This is a genomic window from Pseudomonas sp. Wu6 (assembly GCF_019891515.1).
In the GTDB taxonomy this organism is placed as follows: Bacteria; Pseudomonadota; Gammaproteobacteria; order Pseudomonadales; family Pseudomonadaceae; genus Aquipseudomonas; species Aquipseudomonas orientalis_A.
In genome coordinates this window covers 176,789-198,651 of sequence record NZ_JAFLXH010000001.1, presented here as the reverse complement: position 1 = coordinate 198,651, position 21,863 = coordinate 176,789, and the positions used below count along the sequence as shown (strand labels likewise).

Here is a 21,863-nt window from a genome sequence, read left to right as displayed (position 1 = left end):
CTTACATGCGCTCCAGAGTTTCCAGGCCCAACAGCTCCAGGCCTTGCTTTAGGGTCCGTCCAGCCAGTGCGGCAAGGCGCAGGCGACTTTGCTTCTGGGCTTCATCGTCGGCGCTGAGGATCGGGCAGTTCTCGTAGAAGCTGGAAAACAGGCCGGCCACTTCGTACAGGTAGGTGCAGAGGATATGCGGCGTGCCTTTCTCGCCGACGCTGTTGAGCACTTCGCCGAACTGCGCGAGCTTGGCGGCCAGTTCCTGCTCATGAGGTGCGTCCAGCACGATTTGGCCTTCAACCTCGCTGAAGTCCTTGCCCAGTTTGCGGAACACACCGGCCACACGGGTGTAGGCGTACAGCAGGTACGGGGCGGTGTTGCCTTCGAAGTTGAGCATCAGGTCGAAGTTGAAGCTGTAGTCGCTGGTGCGGTGCTTGGACAGGTCGGCGTATTTCACCGCGCCAATGCCGACCACGCGGGCGATATTGCGCAGGTCGGCCTCGGCCAGTTCGGGGTTCTTTTCCTTGACCAGGCTGTAGGCGCGCTCCTGGGCTTCGGTCAGCAGGTCGATCAGCTTCACGGTGCCGCCATCGCGGGTCTTGAACGGGCGGCCATCGGCGCCGTTCATGGTACCGAAACCCATGTGTTCCATATGCATCGGGTGGGTGACGAAACCGGCGCGGCGAGCCACTTCGAACACTTGCTGGAAGTGCAGGGCCTGGCGCTGATCGACGAAATACAGCGCGCGATCGGCCTTGAGCACGCCGCTGCGGTAGCGCACGGCGGCCAGGTCGGTGGTGGCATAGAGATAACCGCCATCGGCCTTGACGATGATCACCGGCAGCGGTTCGCCATCGGCGGTCTTGAATTCCTCAAGGAACACGCACTGCGCACCGTTGCTCTCGACCAGCAGGCCAGCGGCCTTGAGGTCGTTGACCACATTGATCAGGTCGTCGTTGTAGGCGCTTTCGCCCATCACGTCGGCCATGGTCAATTTGACGTTGAGCAGCTCGTAGATTTCCTGGCAGTGGGACAGGGAGATATCGCGGAAACGCCCCCACAGCGCCAGGCATTCCTCATCGCCCGCTTGCAGCTTGACCACCAGGCTGCGCGCACGGTCGGCAAACTCTTCGGATTCGTCAAAGCGCTTTTTGGCGGCACGGTAGAAGTTTTCCAGGTCGGCCAGCTCGTTGCTGGTGATCGGGTTTTCCTGCAGGTAGGCCATCAGCATGCCGAACTGGGTGCCCCAGTCGCCCACGTGGTTCTGACGGATGACGGTGTCACCGAGAAACTCCAGGACCCGCGCCACGCCGTCGCCGATGATGGTCGAGCGCAGGTGGCCGACGTGCATCTCCTTGGCCAGGTTAGGTGCCGACAGGTCGATCGCCACGCGCTGCGCCGGGCCAGCCTTGCGCACGCCGATGTGGGCGTCGGCCAGGGCGGCATCCAGGCGCGCGGCCAGGGCCTGGGTATTCTGGAAGAAGTTGATAAAGCCTGGGCCTGCGATTTCGGCCTTGGTGACACTGGCGTCGGCCGGCAGCGCGGCGATGATTTTTTCCGCGAGGTCGCGAGGCTTCATGCCCGCAGGCTTGGACAGCATCATCGCGATGTTGCTGGCGAAGTCGCCGTGGGTCTTGTCGCGGGTGTTCTCCACCTGGATCGCCGGCGACAGGCCTTCAGGCAACACACCTTCGTTGACGAGTTGGGTGAGGGCTTGTTGGATCAGCTGGCGAATGGTGTCTTTCATGGTGTTCTCTTTCGACCGCAAGCGGCGGCGCGCGATGCGCAGGTGGAAAAACTGGGCATTATCCGTGGCGAGGGCGGGCTTGCCAACCGTTCCGGACCTGTGGAGCATTTTGTAGGCGCGAGCTTGCTCGCGAAAATCGTCAACGATAACTCGGGCTTCCTGATTTAACGTGGTGTTCTTGAGTTTTTCGCGAGCAAGCTCGCTCCTGCAGGGGACGGCTTAATACAAATCGACCGGGTCCACATCCAGTGACCATCGCACCTGCCGGCCGCTGGGCATTTGCTCCAGGGCCAGCAACCAGCTGCTCAATAGCCGATGCAGCGGCGCGCGGGACGTTGCCTGCAAGAGTAGCTGGGCCCGATACCGCCCGGCACGGCGTTCCATGGGCGCGGGCACCGGGCCGAGCAGCTCGATGCCGCTCAGACCCAGCTCTGCCAGCAAACGTTCAGCGGCGCTGCAGGCTTCGTCCAGAAAGCCTTCGGCCTGGCCCGGTTTATGCGCCTCGGCGCGCAGCAGCGCCAGGTGCGCAAACGGCGGCAGCCCGGCGGCGCGGCGCTCGCTCAAGGCCTGTTCGGCGAAGGCAAAGTAACCTTGTTCGGTCAGTTGAATCAGCAGCGGGTGGTCGGCCAGGTGCGTCTGGATAATCACCCGGCCCGGCTCTTCGGCACGCCCTGCGCGGCCGGCGACCTGCACGATCAGCTGCGCCATGCGCTCACTGGCGCGGAAGTCGCCGGAGAATAAGCCACCGTCGGCATCCAGGATCGACACCAGGGTCACCCGCGGAAAATGATGCCCTTTGGCAAGCATCTGCGTGCCGACTAGGATGCACGGCTGGCCTTTCTGGATGGTGGCGAACAGTTGGTTCATCGCGTCTTTGCGCGACGTACTGTCGCGGTCCACCCGCAGCACCGGGTAATCCGGGAACAGAATGCCCAGGCGCTCTTCGGCGCGCTCGGTGCCCGCGCCGACCGGGCGCAGGTCGACCTTGCCGCATTGTGGGCAGTGGCGGGGCACAGGTTCCACATGGCCGCAGTGGTGGCAGCGCAGTTCGCCGTAGCGCTGATGCACGGTCATGCGCGCATCGCAACGCTCGCATTCGGACATCCAGCCACAGTCATGGCACAACAGCGTCGGCGCAAAACCGCGGCGGTTGAGGAACACCAGGACTTGCTGGCCGGCGGCGAGGGTCTGGCCGATGGCTTGCTGCATCGGTCCGGAAATACCGCTGTCCAGCGGTCGGCTTTTGACATCCAGGCGCAGGAAGCGCGGTTGCTTGGCGCCACCTGCGCGTTCATTCAGGCGTAGCAGGCCATAACGACCGGTGTAGGCGTTATGCAGGCTTTCCAGGGAAGGCGTGGCCGAACCCAGCACAATCGGGATGTCTTCCTGGCGCGCACGCACCAGGGCCAGGTCGCGGGCGTGGTAACGCAGGCCTTCCTGTTGTTTATACGAGCCGTCGTGCTCTTCGTCGATGATGATCAGGCCCGGATTTTTCATCGGGGTGAACAGTGCCGAGCGCGTGCCGATAATAATGTCGGCTTCGCCGTCCCGCGCCGCCAGCCATGACTCCAGGCGCTCACGGTCGTTGACCGCCGAGTGCACCAGGGCGATGCGGGCGTTGAAACGCTGTTCGAAACGCGCCAGGGTTTGCGGGCCGAGGTTGATCTCGGGGATCAGCACCAGCGCCTGTTTGCCGGCCTGCAAGGTTTCGCGGATCAACTGCAAATACACTTCGGTCTTGCCGCTGCCGGTGACGCCGGCCAGCAGGAACGCATGGAAACTGTCGAACCCTGCGCGGATCGCTTCATAGGCGGCGCGTTGTTCGGGGTTCAGCGGCAGCTCCGGCTGGGCCAGCCAGTGTTCATGGCGCGGGTCGGGGGCGTGCTTGCGGATCTCCACCTGCACCAGCCCCTTGGCCAGCAGCAGGTCGAGGCTGTCCTTGCTCAGCATCAGCTTGCTCAATAGCTGATGAGCCACGCCGTGGGGGTGCTGCGCCAGGGTGGCGAGGGCTTCACGTTGGCGCGGCGCGCGGGCGATGCGTGGGTCGTCCAGGCGCGCGCCGGGAACCATCGACCAGAAACGTTCCTGGCGCGCTTCGGCCAGTTCGCCCTGGCGCAGCAGCACCGGCAGCGCCCAGCTCAGGGTATCGCCCAGGCTGTGCTGGTAATACTGCGCGGTCCACAGGCACAGCTTGAACAGCGCGGGCGGCAGCGGCGCGGTGGCGTCGAGGATGGCGATGGCCGGCTTGAGCTTTTCGGCGGGCACTTCGCTGTGGTCGGTGACTTCCACCAGGATGCCGATCATTTCCCTGCGCCCGAACGGCACGCGCACGCGCATGCCGGGCTGCAACTGCGCACGCCGCACACCCGCCGGCGCCCGGTAATCGAACAGGCGGCGCAGGGGCGAGGGCAGGGCGAGGCGCAAAATGGCGTCGGGCACGCGGAGGGTCTCATCTAGGCAGGTGGTGGCGCAGGGGCGGGAGCCTAGCAGACAGGGGAGGGCTTGGGTATGCCGTGGTTTTCTGATGAAAGGCGGTTTTCAGTCGGATGTGCGGCTTGCGTGATTGAAAAGGTCTGTTAGAATTCGCGGCCTAATTACGTGCGGTATTCGACAATAGTGTCGAGTGGCGGCACGCTAGCCCGAGGAAGTGCCATGAAAGCCGATATCCATCCAGCGTACGAAACCATCGAAGTTACCTGCAGCTGCGGCAACAAGTTCGAAACCCGTTCGAACCTGTGCAAGCCACTGGGTACTGACGTATGCAACGAGTGCCACCCGTTCTACACCGGTAAGCAGAAAACTCTGGACACCGGCGGCCGTGTACAGCGCTTCGCAGATCGCTTTGGTGCTTTCGGCAAGAAGCCTGCTGCTGCTACTCCGGCAGAGTAAGGCTCAAAAGCCTTATGGGCTTTTGCCAGCTGTTGAAAAAGGCGTCCCTCGCGGGCGCCTTTTTTGTGCCTGCGATTTGGCTATCCGCCGCCCAGGCCCACGTGTTCTGCCCCGCGCCGGCGTCGGTGGCGCGTGTACATGTGCAGCGCGTGGTGGATGGCGACACTGTGCGTCTCAAGGATGGCCGCAGCGTTCGGATGATCGGTATCAACGCGCCGGAGACCGGTAAGAAGGGCCGCTCCGACGAGCCGTTTGCGGCTGCCGCGCGCCAGCGTCTGCAGGCATTGGTCAATGCCAGTGACGGGCGTCTCGGGCTGGTGCCGGGGCGCGAGGGTAAAGATCGCTACGGGCGAACCCTTGCCCACCTGTATGGCGCCGACGGCAACAACCTTGAGGCACAGTTGCTGGCTGAGGGCCTGGGGTTTCAGGTGGGTGTCGCGCCGAATGTCGAGCTGGTCGCCTGTCAGCAGGCTGCTGAAAACAGTGCGCGTGACGCGCGGTTGGGGCTTTGGCGGCAATCGCCGGTACAGAGCGTGGCGCAACTCAAGCGGTCCGGGTTCGCGTTGGTCAGCGGACGGGTCAGCACGGTCGAACGCAATCGCGGTGGCGTCTGGATCCAGTTGCAGGGTTCACTGGTATTACGCATTGCGCCTGATCGGGTCCGTTTATTCGATACCGCCATGCTCAATGGTCTGCAAGGCAAGACAATCGAGGTGCGTGGCTGGGTGCAGGACCGCTCCAGGCGCGGCGGGCCGAAAGACCCTCAGGCACGTTGGCTGTTGCTGCTCACCGATCCGAGCATGCTTGGCTGAGCGCAATAATAAAAAATTGTAGACATTTTTTTATTCGATTGTGAACAGTCTAGCCCTTGTATCCCGTGGCTTTAGACTAAAGTACGCCGCAGCAGGGCCTTGACACCTGTGACTGACCAGTCTTGTAGGGGCTTTACGACACGCGTATCCTCGGCGGTCCGTCGACCAACAGTAAAAGCGGAATGCCGATATGTCTGATTTGAAAACTGCCGCTCTCGAATATCATGCCAATCCTCGTCCAGGAAAGCTGAGTGTAGAGCTCACCAAAGCCACTGCCACCGCCCGTGATCTGTCGCTGGCCTACAGCCCTGGCGTTGCCGAGCCCGTACGTGAAATCGCCCGCGACCCCGAGCTGGCATACAAGTACACCGGCAAGGGCAACCTGGTTGCAGTGATTTCTGATGGCACCGCGATCCTGGGCCTGGGTAACCTCGGCCCATTGGCGTCCAAGCCGGTCATGGAAGGCAAGGGCGTGCTGTTCAAGCGCTTTGCCGGCATCGATGTTTTCGACATCGAAGTCGACTCCGAGAGCCCGCAGGCCTTCATCGACACCGTTAAACGCATTTCCATCACCTTCGGTGGCATCAACCTGGAAGACATCAAGGCACCCGAGTGCTTCGAGATCGAAAAGGCGCTGATCGAACAGTGTGACATCCCGGTATTCCACGATGACCAGCACGGCACCGCGATCGTTACCGCAGCCGGCATGATCAACGCCCTGGAGATCGCCGGCAAAACCCTGGGTGAGGCGAAGATCGTCTGCCTGGGCGCCGGCGCTGCGGCCATTTCCTGCATGAAGCTGATCATCAGCATGGGCGCCAAGCTGGAAAACATCTACATGGTCGACAGCAAGGGCGTGATCCAGTCCGAGCGTACCGACCTGAACCAGTACAAGGCGATGTTTGCCCACCCGTCCTCCAAGCGCACCCTGGCTGACGCCCTTGACGGTGCTGACGTGTTCGTCGGCCTGTCCGGCCCGAACCTGCTGAGCGCCGAAGGCCTGAAGTCGATGGCGCCGAACCCTATCGTGTTCGCCTGCTCCAACCCGGACCCGGAAATCGCCCCGGAACTGGCCCACGCCACCCGCGACGACGTGATCATGGCCACCGGCCGTTCGGACTACCCGAACCAGGTCAACAACGTGTTGGGTTTCCCGTTCATCTTCCGTGGTGCCCTGGACGTTCGCGCCAAGCGCATCAACGAAGAAATGAAAGTAGCGGCCGCCAACGCCCTGCGTGAACTGGCCAAGCTGCCGGTGCCGCAGGATGTCTGCGACGCCTACGGTGGCGCCAAGCTGGAATTCGGTCGTGAGTACATCATCCCGAAACCTATGGACAAGCGCCTGATCACTCTGATCTCCGATGCCGTGGCCAAGGCTGCAATCGAGACTGGTGTGGCAACCCTGCCGTATCCGAAGAACTACCCGCTGCAAAGCGTGGATGATGTGTTCAACGGCTAAGCCTGCGTAGCGCACCCACAAAAAAGCCCCGGCTCTCGTGAGTTGGGGCTTTTTTGTGTCTGGCGTTTAAATTGAGCCTTGTGGCGCTCTAAATGTGGGAGGGGGCTTGCCCCCGATGGCGGCCTCTGGGCCGACCAGGATGTTGGACCGAGTACATATCCGTTTCTGCGGTCACGGCCACTTAGGGTTCCGCCCTGACGGCGGGTCACTTTGGAAAAGCCCCAAAGTAACCAAAGGGCTCTTGCCCCACCACTCGGCACCTCGCTTAGGCTCGGTGTGCCCTCTCTCCGGCTTGAATCCGTGGGCCGCCGCAATGGGCCATCCCTGGCCCAGTGCGGCTAACCCGGCGTCCTGCCGGGTTGCCCACGGATTCAAGCCTGCGTTCGGCCAGCGTGGTTTAACGGGGCGCCTGAGATCAAGATCAAAAGCCAGATCAAGAGCGACTCGCTTTGCATCGTGGTTACGGTTGAGCGCTACAGAGTTGTGTAGATATCTATGCCCCGATAGCGGTACATCAGTCCCTGCAGTCGGGGGCAAGCCCCCTCCCACATTGAAGCTGTGTTGCGCCTTAGAAGAGGTCGATCGGCGCGCCTTCATCCGCTGGCAGCGGGCTGCCCGGTACGGCGCCGTTGCCCAGCTCGTTGACCGACGGCGGCGTGTCTTCGCTCTTGAACAGTTCGAAGTAGGCGTTCGGGGTACTTGGCGAGGCCGCGCGGCCGCTGACTGGGTCGATGCGCAGGCTGAGGATGCCTTCCGGTTCCGGCTGGGTGTGCAGCGGCTTGTCCTTCAAGGCGGCGCCCATGTAACTCATCCATATCGGCAGCGCCACGGTGCCGCCGAATTCGCGACGCCCCAGGCTTTCCGGTTGGTCGTATCCGGTCCATACGGTGGTCACGTAGTCGCCGTTGTAGCCGGAGAACCAGGCATCCTTGGATTCGTTGGTGGTACCGGTCTTGCCCGCGATGTCCGCACGGCCCAGGGCCAATGCACGTCGGCCGGTGCCCTTCTTGATCACGTCCTGCAGGATGCTGTTGAGGATATAGGTGGTGCGGCCATCCACGATGCGTTCAGCCACCGCCGGTGCCTGTGGCTCGCCCGGAGCTTGAGCATTTGCGGCAGGCGTCGTGCCCGGCGTCGGCTCAATGGTGATGCCGCCGTTACTTGGCGCGGCGAGACCATCGGTTGCCGCCACGCCATTGACCACATCGCCGGGTACCCGTGGCGGGTTGGCGGTGAACAGTGTGTCGCCATTACGGCTCTCGATCTTGTCGATCAGGTACGGCGAGATCTTGTAGCCGCCGTTGGCAAAGGTGCTCCAGCCGGTGGCAATTTCCATCGGCGTGAGGGTCGCGGTGCCCAGGGCCAGGGACAGGTTCGGCGGCAGGTCAGACTTGGCGAAGCCAAAGCGGGTCATGTAGTCGATGGTCTTGCCCACGCCCATCGCCTGCAGCAGGCGGATCGACACCAGGTTGCGCGACTTGTACAGCGCCTCGCGAATGCGGATCGGGCCGAGGAAGGTGTTGGTGTCGTTCTTCGGACGCCAGACCTTGTCCAGGTACTCATCGACGAACACAATCGGCGCATCGTTGACCAGGCTGGCGGCGGTATAGCCGTTATCCAGCGCGGCGCTGTAGACGAACGGCTTGAAGCTTGAGCCCGGCTGGCGCTTGGCCTGGGTGGCGCGGTTGTAGTTGCTCTGTTCGAAGGCGAAGCCGCCGACCAGCGCGCGGATCGCACCATTTTGCGGGTCCAGGGACACCAGTGCGCCCTGGGCGACCGGTACCTGGCTGAATTTCAGGCTGTCATCGGCCTGGCGTTGCACGCGGATCAAATCACCCACCTGCGCCACGTCGGACGGCTGCTTGGGCATCGGGCCCATGCTGTTGGTATTCAGGAATGGACGTGCCCATTTCATGCTGTCCCACGCCACATGCGCTTCGCCGCTGCGGGTCAGTACTTGCACGCCATCTTTCTTGACCTGGGTGACGATGGCCGGCTCCAGGCCACTGATCGGGCGTTGCTTGCCCAGTTCGGTGGTCCAGGCGCTCAGGGTCTTGCCCGGCAGGCGCGATTCAGGGCCGCGATAGCCGTGGCGCTGGTCATAGGTGATCAGGCCATCGTGCAGCGAATGGTTGGCAATTTCCTGCAAGTTGCTCGGAACGGTGGTGGTTACGCGGAAACCTTCGGTGTAGGCCTCGCTGCCATACCGGCCAACCATTTCCGCACGAGCCATTTCGGCGATATACGGCGCATTCACTTCCGGCGTCGGCACGTGATAGCTGGCGTTCAATGGTTCGGCCACGGCACTTTCGTAAGCCGTCTGGTCGATCTTGCCGAGCTTGTACATGCGCCCCAGGATCCAGTCGCGACGCTCCTTGCTGCGCGCCGGGTTGGCCAGCGGGTTGAAGCGCGACGGCGCCTTGGGCAGGCCGGCAATCATCGCCATTTGCGCAAGGCTCGCATCCCGAATCGACTTGCCGTAGTACACCTGGGACGCCGCCTCGATGCCGTAGGCACGGTTGCCCAGGTAAATCTTGTTGACGTAAAGCTCGAGGATTTCGTCCTTGGTCAACTGGCGTTCGATCTGCAGCGCCAGCAGGATCTCGGTGGCTTTGCGCGAAAAACTGCGCTCGCTGGTGAGGAAGAAGTTCTTCGCCACCTGCATGGTGATGGTGCTGCCGCCGGATTGAATGTGTCCGCTTTTTACCAATTGCGTGGCTGCACGGACCAGGCTGCTGGGGTCGACGCCGTAGTGGTTGGCGAAATTATCGTCTTCAGCCGACAGCAATGCGTTGATGAAATTGGGCGGAATGTCGGCGAAACGGATCGGTGTACGGCGCATTTCGCCGAACTCCGCGATCAGTTTTTCATCGCTGCTGTAGACCCGCAAAGGAATCTGCAACTGGATACTTCTGAGGGCCTCTACCGACGGCAAACCCGGACTAAGGTAGAGGTAGGCCCCGCTGAGTACGAGCAGCAGCCCGCAGACGATCGCGACAATGGAGTACCCGAAAAACTTCAGCAGACGAATCAAGGCTTTTGGATTTCCAGAGAAAAGAAAGAGTTACGCGTCGGGGCATGCATGGCGAACGATGGATCGACCCGGGCGGCAGATAAAAAGCGGGAAAAAACGCTGGGCATTAAAGCATTTTCGCCTCCGGGCGTCATTCGCACGGCTCAAACAAGTCGACCGAATGCACGGCCCGGAGGCAATCAGGCGGTAAGACAGGCAAAGCTTTAGGGAGTTTTATGGGAAAGGGATTTTTCAGGCGAAAACACGCCATCGTTCTCGGCGTCGACATCAATGACCGAGGTATCAAGCTGATCGAGCTGGGCCGTTCGGCGCAAGGTTTCAGCATTCAGGGCTACGCCGCGCAGGGGTTGCCGGCGCATGCGGTGGTCGATGGCACAGTGCTCGACCTTGAAGGGGCCGGGCGGGCGCTGCAGCAGGCATTATCGCGGCTGCACAGTCGCGCCAGGCACGCAGCCGTGGCCGTCTCGGGCCCGTCGGTGATTACGCGGGTGATCGAAATGGACGCAGGCCTCAGCGACGAAGAGAGGGCCTGGCAGATACACATGGAGGCCGACCAGTACATTCCTTATCCTCTGGACGAAGTCGCCATCGATTTTCAGGTACGCGGCCCGTCGTCCCAGGGCGCCGGGCGGGTGCAGGTCATGTTGGCGGCTTGCCTGCGCGAACAGGTCGAGGCGCGCGAGGCGGTCCTGGGCCTGGCCGGGCTGGTGACGCGGGTGGTGGATGTCGAAGCATTTGCATTGGAGCGCGCTTGCCGTCAGGATTTTGCCAGCTTCACGCCAGGTCATCGAGTCGATGGCGCACAATGGGCCGCCGATGCCCACGGGATGGGAGTGGCTTGCGGGTTGGCCCTGAGGAGTTTCGCTGGATGACACGAATCAATCTTTTGCCTTGGCGCCAACTGCTGGCCGAGCGGCGCCGCAAGTATTTGCTGGTGCTTTTGCTGGCGTTTGCCTGCCTGGCGCTCGCGGCGGTGTGGCTGGCCGATCAAGTGATCGACCAGGCGATAGACCGGCAGGTCACCCGCAACGTGCGCCTGGACGGGAATGTTGCCGCGCATGACTCACGAATCAAGACCATCGACGACCTGCAGGAGCGAAGCCAGCAATTGGCGCAGCGCATGAAGGTGATGCAGGATCTGCACGACGCGCGCTCCTCCGGCGCTCGGCTGTTCGATCAGCTGGCGCGCACGATGCCCGATGGCGTTCACCTGCATGAGGTGGTCGCCAACGGCGACACGCTCAGCATCCGCGGCAGTGCCGACAGCAACCAGGATATCGCCCAGTTGATGCGTCGGCTGGAGGCGTCGCAAGGCGGCCATTCGGCGCGGCTCGAGCGTGTTCAGGCAGAGGGTGAGCGCGGCGCTCATCAGTTTCAGTTGATGGTGCGCCAGGGGGAAACCATCGAGGCGCAACCATGAGCCTGCCCGGGCTCGACTTTTCCGCACTCACCTACAACGCTGCAAAATGGCCCTGGCCTGCAAAGGTCCTGCTTGGCTGCACCCTGGGCGGCCTGGTGCTGTTGATAGCAGAAGTGTCATACCTGGGCGCTTCGCGAGCGCGATTGCACGGGTTGGAGGCGCGCGAGCAAGTGCTGCGCGGGCAGCTTGAACAGAGTGCCGGTGTGGCCGCAGACCTTGAGGCGCACACCGAGCGCGTCAGGGTAATGGAAGACACCGTCGCGGATCTTCAAGGGCAACTGTCCGGCGACGCTGCAGTGCCGGACTTGCTTGAAGACATCGCTCGGCTGGCGGTTGCCAAGGGCGTATGGGTCGAGGGCGTCGAGGTGATGGACGAGGCGCCGCAGCCGTTCCATGTCGAACAGCCCTTGAAGGTTGGCGTTACAGGGGGTTATCACGACCTGGCGGCGTTCGTCAGCGCCCTGGGTAGTTTGCAGCGCGTCGTCACGGTGCATGACCTGGCGTTGCGCTCGGAAGGGGCTTTGTTGCGGCTGGAGCTGCTGATCAAGGCCTATCGAGGCGTTTTTCAGGGGGGCAAGGCATCACAGGCGGGCGTCCCGGCTCCGCGCTTTGTGTACGACGCGACCTCCCTGCGCGACCCGTTTCAACTGACAGCCTTGCAACCGGATCATTCGCCTGGGCGGCCCGCCCCTGCTCCGGATCTCACGCGGCCGCGCGGGCTGCTGGAGGGCATCGCAATCGACCAGTTCGACATGGTCGGCACGCTGTCCGGCGGCGGGCAGAGCTTTGCGTTGCTGCGTGCCGGATCAACGGTGCATCGGCTGGCGGTCGGCGACTACCTCGGTCCGGATCATGGTCAGGTCACGTCCATCCAGGACGGCCATGTGGAACTGGTCGAGCGCTTTCCCGATGAACAGGGCCTCTGGCTGGAGCGCCCACGAACGCTGGTGTTGAACGTCAACTCATAACGGAATCAAACAATGAAAAGGATTTTCTTGTCCTTCGGCGTGGCGCTATGGATAGCGTTCACGGTGCCGATGGCTGCTGCTGTGCCCAATCGCGTCGACCTTATCCATCTGCCGCCGCCTGAAAGCACGTCGTCGGCCGACTACACAGGCGACACACTGAACCTTAATTTCCAGAACATCGATTTGCGCGCGGCATTGCAGCAAATCGCCGATGTCGCCGGCCTGAACCTGGTGGCCGCAGACGAGGTGCAGGGTTCGATCACCCTGCGGCTCAAGGACGTGCCCTGGGACCAGGCGCTGGACCTGGTGTTGCAAGCCAAGGGGTTGGACAAGCGGGTCAAGGCCGGCGTCTTGCTGGTGGCCCCCGCCGACGAATTGGCCGCACGCGAACTGCTGACGCTGGAGGCGCGCAAGCAGATGGCCGAACTGGCGCCGTTGCGCCGGGAGTTACTGCAGGTCAATTACGCCAAGGCGGCGGACCTGGCCAAGCTGTTCCAGTCCATGGCCGGCTTTGAAGGCGCGACCGACGAACGCGGTTCGGTGGCGGTGGACGATCGCACCAACAATATCATCGCCTACCAGACCGCAGAGCGGCTGCAAGAGCTGCGGCGGATCGTGGCGCAGCTGGACGTCCCGGTGCGCCAGGTGATGATCGAGGCGCGCATTGTCGAGGCCAATGTCGATTACGACAAAAGCCTGGGCGTGCGCTGGGGTGGGCGGCTCAATCGCGGCAATTGGGGCGCCGGCGGTATTTCAAAACCCCCGGCAGATGGCGCGCAGCCACCGCCGAATCCACCCAGTTCACCCTTTGTCGATTTGGGTTCGCTGACCGGCACCTCGGGTCTGGGGCTGGCGTTTATCACCGACAACCTGCTGCTGGACCTTGAGCTGACCGCCATGGAAAAGTCCGGCAACGGCGAAATCGTCTCGCAGCCCAAGGTGGTCACCTCGGACAAGGAAACCGCGCGCATTCTCAAGGGCACCGAGATTCCCTATCAGGAATCCACGTCCCAGGGCGCCACCTCGGTATCGTTCAAGGAAGCTTCGCTGTCGTTGGAGGTCACGCCGCAGATCACCCCCGACGATCATGTGATCATGGTGGTCAAAGTCACCAAGGACGAACCCGACTATTTGAACAAACTCAACGACGTGCCGCCGATCAAGAAAAACGAGGTCAATGCCAAGGTCCTGGTCAAGGATGGCGAGACCATTGTCATCGGCGGGGTTTTCTCCAATACCCAGAGCAAAGTGCTAGATAAAGTGCCATTTTTGGGCGATGTGCCGTATCTTGGCCGCCTTTTCCGGCGCGATGTGCGGTCGGAGAAAAAATCCGAGCTGCTGGTATTCCTGACTCCGCGTATCATGAATAACCAGGCGATTGCTGTGAGTCGTTGATTCTGTGCGAAATTTGATTCTTGTAGGGCCGATGGGGGCTGGAAAAAGCACCATCGGCCGTTTGCTGGCCAAAGAGCTGCGCCTGCCGTTCAAAGATTCCGATAAGGAAATTGAATTGCGCACGGGTGCCAATATCCCATGGATCTTCGATAAGGAAGGCGAACTGGGCTTTCGCGACCGCGAGCAGGCAATGATTGCCGAGCTGTGCGGCTGCGATGGCGTGGTATTGGCCACCGGCGGAGGCGCAGTGATGCGTGATGAGAATCGCCGCGCCCTGCATGCCGGTGGTCGGGTGGTGTATCTGCATGCCTCGGTCGAGCAGCAGGTGGGCCGCACGGCTCGTGATCGCAATCGCCCATTGCTGCGCACGGCCAACCCGGAAAAAACCCTGCGGGACCTGCTTGCGCTGCGCGATCCGCTGTATCGGGAGATCGCCGATCTGGTGGTGGAAACCGATGAACGGCCGCCCCGAATGGTGGTACTCGATATTCTTGAGCGCCTGCAACGGCTGGCACCCCGTTAAAGCCTGGCCGCAAATGCGCTATTCTCGGCGGCGCGCCATGACCTTACGGGGTATGGCGTAGAGCCATCAGGCAGCGTCTGATCCAGGCGTTACCGGTCGTCACACTATCTTCAACGCGGGGACACATGCAGACACTTAAGGTCGATCTAGGCGAGCGCAGCTACCCGATCCATATTGGCGAAGGTCTGTTGGACCTGCCCGAACTGCTCGCACCGCATATTGCCGGTCGGCAGGTGGCGATCATCTCCAACGAAACGGTGGCGCCGCTGTATCTGGAGCGTCTGAGCCGCAGCCTGGCGGCGTACTCGGTGATCTCGGTAATCCTGCCCGACGGCGAAGCCCACAAGAACTGGGAAACCCTGCAGCTGATTTTCGATGGCCTGCTGCGCGCACGGCATGACCGCCGCACCACCGTGGTCGCCCTGGGCGGCGGTGTGATCGGCGACATGGCCGGCTTCGCGGCCGCCTGCTACCAGCGTGGCGTGGACTTTATCCAGGTGCCGACCACGCTGTTGTCCCAGGTCGATTCATCGGTAGGCGGCAAGACCGGCATCAACCATCCGCTGGGCAAGAACATGGTCGGCGCGTTCTATCAGCCGCAGGCCGTGCTGATCGACACGGCCACCCTCAACACCTTGCCACCCCGCGAGCTGTCGGCGGGCCTGGCGGAAGTCATCAAGTACGGGCTGATCTGCGACGAGCCCTTCCTGACCTGGCTGGAAGAACATATGGACGCCCTGCGCGCCCTCGACCAGGTGGCACTCACCGAGGCAATTTCCCGCTCCTGCGCAGCCAAGGCGCTGGTGGTGAATGCCGACGAACGGGAGTCCGGTGTACGGGCTACCCTGAACCTGGGTCATACCTTCGGCCATGCGATCGAAACCCACATGGGCTATGGTGTGTGGCTGCATGGGGAAGCCGTCGCGGCTGGCACAGTGATGGCATTGGAGATGTCGCAGCGCCTGGGCTGGATCAGCGCCCAGGAGCGTGATCGCGGGATCCGCCTGTTCCAGCGCGCCGGTTTGCCGGTGATTCCGCCGTCCGAGATGACCGAAGCGGATTTCCTGGAGCACATGGCAATAGACAAGAAAGTGATCGACGGTCGGCTGCGGCTGGTGCTGTTGCGCCACATGGGCGAAGCGGTGGTGACCGACGATTATCCGAAAGAGATTTTACAGGCCACGCTGGGAGCGGATTACCGCGCCCTGGCCCAGCTTAAAGGTTAATAAGATCGCGATGACTAGTTTGCATGCCGACGAGGCGTTCCTCGGCCATTATCACTTGAGCCACGACCCTTTCGCTCCACGGGTGCCTGGTTTCAAATTCTTCCCTGCCCAGCGCAAGCCGGTACTGGGGCAATTGCACCACCTCGCGCGCTACAGCCAGTTGCTGCTGGTGGTCACGGGGCCGTTGGGCAGCGGCAAGACGTTGCTGCGCCAGGCGCTGGTCGCCAGCACCAACAAGCAATCGGTGCAGAGCGTCGTGGTCTCGGCCCGTGGCGCCGGTGATGCGGCCGGCGTGCTGCGCCAGGTGGCGCAGGCGCTGGACGTCGCCAACGCCGAGCCGAACGCGATCCTCAAGCAGGTGGTGCAACTGGGCCTGACCGGCCAGGAAGTCTATCTGCTGGTGGATGACGCCGAGCAACTCGACGAGTCCGCCCTGGAAGCATTGCTGGCGCTGGCGGCGGGTACGCCGGAAGGTCGTCCCCATGTGTTCCTGTTCGGTGAGTCGTCGCTGATCGCCGATCTGGAACAGATCAGCGGTGAGCAAGAGCTGTTCCACGTCATCGAATTGCAGCCGTACGAAGAAGAAGAGACCCGCGAATACCTGGCTCAGCGCCTCGAAGGCGCAGGGGCCGGTATCGAACTTTTCTCCGCTGCGCAGATCTCTGATATTCACGAAAGCTCCGATGGCTGGCCTGGCAACATCAATCAGGTTGCCCGCGATGCAATGATCGAAGCCATGATTGCCAGCCGCTCTGCGGTCAAGCGTCCAAAGATGGGGTTCACTATGCCTAAGAAGCACGTATTGGCTATTTCCGCCGTTGTCGTGGTCGCCGTTGCCGCCGCCTGGTTGATTCCAGGCCGCAGCAAGGCGCCGACCACCGCTGGCGCGCCAACCGAACAGGCGCAGTTGCCACTGGGCAAGCCCACGCCAAATGTCGAATTCGCCAACTCCGGCCAACCGACCAACCTGCCGATGGTCGGCCAACCGGTCATGCGCGGCCCGCTGGCTGAGGAAGCCGGTGGCATCTCCGAAGGCGACGACGGTGTGCCGGTGGAAGGCTCCAGCGCCACGCCGCCAACCGTGACGACCACCGCTCCGCCTGCGGGCGTACCGGCAGGCACGCCAGCCACCCCAGTCGCCCCCGCCACCCAGGTTGCGCCGGCCGCCAAGCCGACGCCGGCGCCGACGGTGGCCACGGCCAAGCCTGCACCGGTTGCCAAACCAGCTCCGGCTCCGGCGCCAGCGGCCAAGCCTGCTGAAAAACCTGCCGCCACCGTCGCCAAGGCCGGTGCCGCCGGCAGCAGTTGGTACAGCAGCCAGCCCACCGGCAACTTCGTGGTGCAGATCCTCGGCACCAGCTCCGAGGCCAACGCCCAGGCGTTCGTCAAAGAGCAGGGCGGCCAGTACCGGTATTTCAAGAAAGTGCTCAACGGCAAGCCTCTCTACGTGATCACCTACGGCAGCTTCCCAAGCCGCGCCGCAGCCGATTCTGCCATCAAAGCCTTGCCAGCGAAGGTTCAGGCTGGTAAACCTTGGCCTCGAACTGTCGCCAGCGTTCAACAAGAACTCGCGACAACTCGCTGAAGATCCGGCGGCCTTACCCAGGCCGCCCTCCCAGCACCTCAAAAAAAACGACAACAGCGTGCAGCCCTGAAGGCCGCGCGCTTTGTGGTGTCTGCGTCACGGTAGCTTTTGAGTCGTAGCGGTCAGAATTAAAAAAGTTTTGACTAGCACAGCATATCGCTTTAAACCTTTCATAAATGCGACATAGATTTGCGACATTTCGTCGCTAAATTTGTGAGCGTCTGTGTCGGTGTGTACAATGACCTCCCTTTTGCCCCCGCTAAGCCGGCGTACGTTCGGCGTGGAAGGTAACCGGTTGAATTGAAAAGAAATTTGCCTCGATAGAAGAGGCAGCCTGGTGAGAAAGTGTCTATGAAAGCAGGTCTGTACCAACCCGATGAATTCAAGGATAACTGCGGTTTCGGCCTGATAGCCCACATGCAGGGCGAGCCCAGTCATACCCTTTTACAAACGGCCATCGAGGCCCTGACCTGCATGACCCACCGCGGTGGGATCAACGCCGACGGCAAGACCGGTGACGGTTGCGGCTTGCTGATTCAAAAGCCCGACCAGTTCCTGCGCGCCGTTGCCAAAGAGCATTTCGCTGTCGACCTGCCCAAGCAATACGCGGTGGGCATGGTGTTCTTCAACCAGGACCCGGTCAAAGCCGAAGCTGCTCGCGAGAACATGAACCGCGAGATCGTCGCCGCCGGCCTGCAACTGATCGGCTGGCGCAAAGTGCCGATCGACACCAGCGTGCTCGGCCGCCTGGCCAACGAGCGCCTGCCGCAGATCGAACAGGTGTTCATCGCAGGCGACGGCCTGAGCGACCAGGACATGGCGATCAAGCTGTTCACCTCGCGTCGTCGTTCGTCGGTGCTCAACGCCGCCGACACCGACCACTACATCTGCAGCTTTTCCCACAAGACCATCATTTACAAAGGCCTGATGATGCCGGCGGACCTCACCGCCTTCTATCCGGACCTGAGCGACGAGCGCCTGCAAACCGCGATCTGCGTGTTCCACCAGCGCTTTTCCACCAACACCCTGCCGAAATGGCCGCTGGCCCAGCCATTCCGCTTCCTCGCCCACAACGGCGAGATCAACACCATCACCGGTAACCGCAACTGGGCCGTGGCCCGTCGCACGAAGTTCGCCAACGATCTGATGGACCTCGAAGAGCTCGGCCCGCTGGTCAACCGCGTGGGTTCGGACTCCTCGAGCATGGACAACATGCTCGAGTTGATGGTCACCGGCGGCATCGACCTGTTCCGTGGCGTGCGCATGATCATTCCGCCTGCGTGGCAGAACGTCGAGACCATGGACCCGGACCTGCGGGCGTTCTACGAATACAACTCGATGCACATGGAGCCGTGGGACGGCCCGGCCGGCGTGGTCATGACCGACGGCCGCTACGCGGTGTGCCTGCTCGACCGTAACGGTCTGCGCCCGGCGCGTTGGGTGACTACCACCAACGGCTTTATCACCCTGGCCTCGGAAATCGGCGTGTGGAACTACAAGCCGGAAGACGTCATCGCCAAAGGCCGCGTGGGCCCTGGCCAGATCCTCGCCGTGGACACCGAAACCGGGCAGATCCTCGACACTGACGCCATCGACAACCGCCTCAAGTCCCGTCACCCGTACAAGCAATGGCTGCGCAAGAACGCCCTGCGCATCCAGGCGACCATGGAAGACAACGACCACGGTTCGGCTTTCTACGACGTCGATCAGCTCAAGCAATACATGAAGATGTACCAAGTCACGTTCGAAGAGCGCGACCAGGTGCTGCGCCCGCTCGGCGAGCAAGGCTACGAGGCCGTCGGCTCCATGGGCGACGACACGCCAATGGCCGTGCTGTCCCAGCGCGTGCGCACGCCGTACGACTACTTCCGCCAGCAATTCGCCCAGGTGACCAACCCACCGATCGACCCGCTGCGCGAAGCCATCGTGATGTCGCTGGAAGTGTGTCTCGGTGCCGAGCGCAACATTTTCCAGGAATCGCCGGAGCACGCTTCCCGTGTGATCCTCAGCTCGCCGGTGGTTTCCCCGGCCAAGTGGCGCTCGCTGATGACCCTGGAACGTCCAGGCTTCGACCGCCAGATCATCGACCTGAACTACGACGAGAGCCTCGGCCTTGAAGCCGCTGTGCGCAACGTCGCCGACCAGGCCGAAGAAGCCGTGCGCGCCGGTCGTACCCAGATCGTGCTGACCGACCGGCATATCGCGCCGGGCAAGTTGCCGATCCACGCTTCGCTGGCCACCGGCGCTGTGCATCACCGCCTGACCGAGAAAGGCCTGCGCTGCGACTCCAACATCCTCGTCGAAACCGCCACTGCCCGCGACCCGCACCATTTCGCGGTGTTGATCGGTTTCGGCGCGTCGGCGGTTTATCCGTTCCTTGCGTACGAAGTGCTAGGCGACCTGATCCGTACCGGTGAAGTGCTGGGCGACCTCTACGAGGTGTTCAAGAACTACCGCAAGGGCATCACCAAAGGCCTGCTGAAGATCCTGTCGAAGATGGGCATCTCCACCGTCACCTCGTATCGCGGCGCCCAGTTGTTCGAAGCCATCGGCCTTTCCGAAGAAGTCTGTGAGTTGAGCTTCCGTGGCGTGCCGAGCCGTATCAAGGGGGCGCGTTTCGTCGATATCGAAGCCGAACAGAAAGCCCTGGCGGCTGAAGCCTGGAGCGCGCGCAAGCCGATCCAGCAAGGCGGCCTGCTCAAGTTCGTGCACGGTGGCGAATACCACGCCTACAACCCGGATGTGGTCAGCACCCTGCAAGCCGCCGTGCAACAGGGCGACTACGCCAAGTTCAAGCAGTACACGAGCCTGGTGGATAACCGCCCGGTGTCGATGATCCGCGACCTGTTCAAGGTGAAGACCCTGGACACGCCGATGGACATCGCCGAAGTCGAGCCGCTGGAATCTATCCTCAAGCGCTTCGACTCCGCCGGTATTTCCCTGGGCGCCTTGTCGCCCGAGGCCCACGAAGCCCTGGCCGAAGCCATGAACCGCCTGGGTGCGCGTTCCAACTCCGGCGAAGGCGGTGAAGACCCGGCGCGCTACGGCACGCTCAAAAGCTCGAAAATCAAGCAGGTGGCCACCGGCCGGTTCGGTGTGACCCCGGAATACCTGGTCAACGCCGAAGTGCTGCAGATCAAGGTGGCCCAGGGCGCCAAGCCGGGGGAGGGTGGTCAACTGCCGGGCGGCAAGGTCAACGGCCTGATCGCCAAGCTGCGCTATGCAGTGCCGGGTGTGACCCTGATTTCGCCGCCGCCGCACCACGACATCTACTCGATCGAAGACTTGTCGCAGCTGATTTTCGACTTGAAACAAGTCAACCCGCAGGCGCTGGTCTCGGTGAAACTGGTGGCGGAAGCCGGCGTCGGCACCATCGCCGCCGGTGTGGCCAAGGCCTATGCCGACCTGATCACCATCTCCGGCTATGACGGCGGCACCGGCGCATCGCCGTTGACCTCGATCAAGTACGCCGGTGCGCCGTGGGAGCTGGGCCTGGCCGAAACCCACCAGACCCTGCGCGGCAACGACCTGCGCGGCAAAGTGCGGGTACAGACCGACGGCGGCCTGAAAACCGGCCTCGACGTGATCAAGGCCGCAATCCTTGGCGCCGAAAGCTTCGGCTTCGGTACTGCGCCGATGATTGCCCTGGGCTGTAAATACCTGCGCATCTGCCATCTGAACAACTGCGCCACCGGCGTGGCCACTCAGAACGAAAAGCTGCGCAAGGACCACTACATCGGCACCGTCGACATGGTGGTGAATTTCTTCACCTACGTCGCCGAAGAAACCCGTGAGTGGCTGGCCAAGCTCGGCGTGCGTTCGCTGGAAGAACTGATCGGGCGTACCGACCTGCTCGAAGTGCTCGAAGGCCAGACCGCCAAGCAACAACATTTGGACCTGACGCCGCTGTTGGGCAGCGATCACATCCCGGCCGACAAGCCACAATTCTGCCAGGTGGACCGCAACCCACCGTTCGACAAAGGCCTGTTGGCCGAGAAGATGGTCGAAATGGCCGGCTCCTCGATCAACGACGCCAGCGGTGGCGAATTCGCCCTGGATATCTGCAACTGCGACCGTTCTATCGGCGCGCGCATCTCCGGTGAAATCGCGCGCAAGCACGGCAACCAGGGCATGGCGAAAGCGCCGATCACCTTCCGCTTCAAGGGCACTGCGGGGCAGAGCTTCGGCGTGTGGAACGCCGGCGGCCTGCACATGTACCTCGAAGGCGACGCCAACGACTACGTGGGCAAGGGCATGACCGGCGGCAAGCTGGTGATCGTTCCGCCTAAAGGCAGCGTCTACAAGAGTCAGGACAGTGCCATCATCGGCAACACCTGCCTGTACGGCGCCACCGGTGGCAAGTTGTTCGCCGCCGGCACCGCCGGTGAGCGTTTCGCCGTGCGTAACTCCGGGGCCCACACGGTTGTGGAAGGCACCGGCGATCACTGCTGCGAGTACATGACCGGGGGCTTTGTCGCGGTACTGGGCAAGACCGGTTACAACTTCGGCTCGGGCATGACCGGCGGTTTCGCCTACGTGCTCGACCAGGACAACACCTTCGTCGACAAGGTCAACCACGAGTTGGTCGAGATCCAGCGGATCAGCGGCGAAGCCATGGAATCCTACCGGAACCACTTGCAGCACGTGCTGGACGAGTATGTCGAGGAGACCGGCAGCGAATGGGGTCGTAACCTCGCCGAAAACCTCGATGATTACCTGCGTCGTTTCTGGCTGGTCAAGCCCAAGGCTGCCAACCTGAAATCGTTGCTTTCCAGCATCCGTGCCAACCCGCAGTGATATGCGCCTGAAGAGTT

General features: G+C 62.3%; 14 protein-coding genes and 1 pseudogene. 12 read left to right on the top strand and 3 right to left on the bottom strand.

Annotation, left to right across the window (positions count from 1 at the left end; translation table 11 throughout):
* Position 1: 1 nt before the first annotated feature.
* Positions 2-1,738, bottom strand: a complete 1,737-nt coding sequence (gene argS, locus J1G34_RS00775) for an arginine--tRNA ligase (RefSeq protein ID WP_065897894.1) — start codon at positions 1,736-1,738, stop codon at positions 2-4.
* Here argS and J1G34_RS00770 point away from each other — a divergent pair.
* The gene (locus J1G34_RS00770) at positions 1,706-1,906 is read left to right on the top strand and encodes a hypothetical protein (protein ID WP_124356682.1); all 201 of its coding nucleotides are present in this window, start codon (positions 1,706-1,708) and stop codon (positions 1,904-1,906) included. The genes argS and J1G34_RS00770 overlap by 33 nt on opposite strands.
* A 51-nt stretch (positions 1,907-1,957) precedes the next feature.
* On the opposite strand, the gene J1G34_RS00765 is transcribed toward J1G34_RS00770, so the two are convergent.
* The gene (locus J1G34_RS00765) at positions 1,958-4,177 is read right to left on the bottom strand and encodes a primosomal protein N' (protein ID WP_222993052.1); all 2,220 of its coding nucleotides are present in this window, start codon (positions 4,175-4,177) and stop codon (positions 1,958-1,960) included.
* A 213-nt stretch (positions 4,178-4,390) separates the two neighbouring features.
* Here J1G34_RS00765 and rpmE point away from each other — a divergent pair, with 213 nt between their 5' ends.
* The 3 genes from rpmE (at position 4,391) to J1G34_RS00750 (ending at position 6,898) form a co-directional block, all read left to right on the top strand.
* Complete coding sequence (gene rpmE, locus J1G34_RS00760; RefSeq protein WP_003237330.1) at positions 4,391-4,627, top strand: 50S ribosomal protein L31; 237 nt, start codon at positions 4,391-4,393, stop codon at positions 4,625-4,627.
* A 14-nt stretch (positions 4,628-4,641) separates the two neighbouring features.
* Positions 4,642-5,439, top strand: a complete 798-nt coding sequence (locus tag J1G34_RS00755) for a thermonuclease family protein (protein WP_222993049.1) — start codon at positions 4,642-4,644, stop codon at positions 5,437-5,439.
* A gap of 190 nt (positions 5,440-5,629) precedes the next feature.
* A complete protein-coding gene (locus tag J1G34_RS00750) occupies positions 5,630-6,898 on the top strand; it encodes a malic enzyme-like NAD(P)-binding protein (RefSeq protein WP_065893697.1) in 1,269 nt (422 codons plus the stop codon).
* A 568-nt stretch (positions 6,899-7,466) separates the two neighbouring features.
* Here the strand turns inward: J1G34_RS00750 and J1G34_RS00745 are convergent.
* The gene (locus J1G34_RS00745) at positions 7,467-9,929 is read right to left on the bottom strand and encodes a penicillin-binding protein 1A (RefSeq protein ID WP_370671215.1); all 2,463 of its coding nucleotides are present in this window, start codon (positions 9,927-9,929) and stop codon (positions 7,467-7,469) included.
* A 218-nt stretch (positions 9,930-10,147) separates the two neighbouring features.
* On the opposite strand from J1G34_RS00745, the gene pilM reads away from it, so the two are divergent.
* The 8 genes and pseudogenes from pilM (at position 10,148) to gltB (ending at position 21,846) form a co-directional block, all read left to right on the top strand.
* Positions 10,148-10,804, top strand: a complete 657-nt coding sequence (pilM, locus tag J1G34_RS00740; RefSeq protein ID WP_065885701.1) for a type IV pilus biogenesis protein PilM — start codon at positions 10,148-10,150, stop codon at positions 10,802-10,804.
* Complete coding sequence (locus tag J1G34_RS00735) at positions 10,801-11,352, top strand: PilN domain-containing protein (protein ID WP_065885700.1); 552 nt, start codon at positions 10,801-10,803, stop codon at positions 11,350-11,352. Before pilM ends, J1G34_RS00735 begins: the two co-directional genes overlap by 4 nt.
* On the top strand, positions 11,349-12,320 hold the full coding sequence (locus J1G34_RS00730; protein ID WP_222993047.1) for a pilus assembly protein PilP: 972 nt from the start codon (positions 11,349-11,351) through the stop codon (positions 12,318-12,320). The genes J1G34_RS00735 and J1G34_RS00730 overlap by 4 nt, the downstream gene beginning before the upstream one ends.
* A 141-nt stretch (positions 12,321-12,461) precedes the next feature.
* A pseudogene (locus J1G34_RS00725) lies at positions 12,462-13,715 on the top strand (type IV pilus secretin PilQ); the annotation flags it as partial.
* A 4-nt stretch (positions 13,716-13,719) separates the two neighbouring features.
* On the top strand, positions 13,720-14,238 hold the full coding sequence (aroK, locus tag J1G34_RS00720) for a shikimate kinase AroK (protein ID WP_065885698.1): 519 nt from the start codon (positions 13,720-13,722) through the stop codon (positions 14,236-14,238).
* A 125-nt stretch (positions 14,239-14,363) separates the two neighbouring features.
* A complete protein-coding gene (gene aroB / locus J1G34_RS00715; RefSeq protein WP_065885697.1) occupies positions 14,364-15,464 on the top strand; it encodes a 3-dehydroquinate synthase in 1,101 nt (366 codons plus the stop codon).
* A 10-nt stretch (positions 15,465-15,474) separates the two neighbouring features.
* Complete coding sequence (locus J1G34_RS00710) at positions 15,475-17,049, top strand: SPOR domain-containing protein (protein WP_065934870.1); 1,575 nt, start codon at positions 15,475-15,477, stop codon at positions 17,047-17,049.
* 351 nt (positions 17,050-17,400) lie between these two features.
* Positions 17,401-21,846: a glutamate synthase large subunit gene (gltB, locus tag J1G34_RS00705; protein WP_222993045.1), complete on the top strand. Its 4,446-nt coding sequence runs from the start codon at positions 17,401-17,403 to the stop codon at positions 21,844-21,846.
* Positions 21,847-21,863 lie beyond the last annotated feature (17 nt).

Excerpts from the sequence above, each read along its gene's own strand:
- argS (WP_065897894.1), bottom strand. The coding sequence starts at position 1,738 with ATGAAAGACACCATTCGCCAGCTGATCCAACAAGCCCTCACCCAACTC.
- rpmE (WP_003237330.1), top strand. The coding sequence starts at position 4,391 with ATGAAAGCCGATATCCATCCAGCGTACGAAACCATCGAAGTTACCTGC.
- J1G34_RS00755 (WP_222993049.1), top strand. The coding sequence starts at position 4,642 with ATGGGCTTTTGCCAGCTGTTGAAAAAGGCGTCCCTCGCGGGCGCCTTT.
- J1G34_RS00750 (WP_065893697.1), top strand. The coding sequence starts at position 5,630 with ATGTCTGATTTGAAAACTGCCGCTCTCGAATATCATGCCAATCCTCGT.
- pilM (WP_065885701.1), top strand. The coding sequence starts at position 10,148 with ATGGGAAAGGGATTTTTCAGGCGAAAACACGCCATCGTTCTCGGCGTC.
- J1G34_RS00735 (WP_065885700.1), top strand. The coding sequence starts at position 10,801 with ATGACACGAATCAATCTTTTGCCTTGGCGCCAACTGCTGGCCGAGCGG.
- J1G34_RS00730 (WP_222993047.1), top strand. The coding sequence starts at position 11,349 with ATGAGCCTGCCCGGGCTCGACTTTTCCGCACTCACCTACAACGCTGCA.
- aroB (WP_065885697.1), top strand. The coding sequence starts at position 14,364 with ATGCAGACACTTAAGGTCGATCTAGGCGAGCGCAGCTACCCGATCCAT.
- J1G34_RS00710 (WP_065934870.1), top strand. The coding sequence starts at position 15,475 with ATGACTAGTTTGCATGCCGACGAGGCGTTCCTCGGCCATTATCACTTG.
- gltB (WP_222993045.1), top strand. The coding sequence starts at position 17,401 with ATGAAAGCAGGTCTGTACCAACCCGATGAATTCAAGGATAACTGCGGT.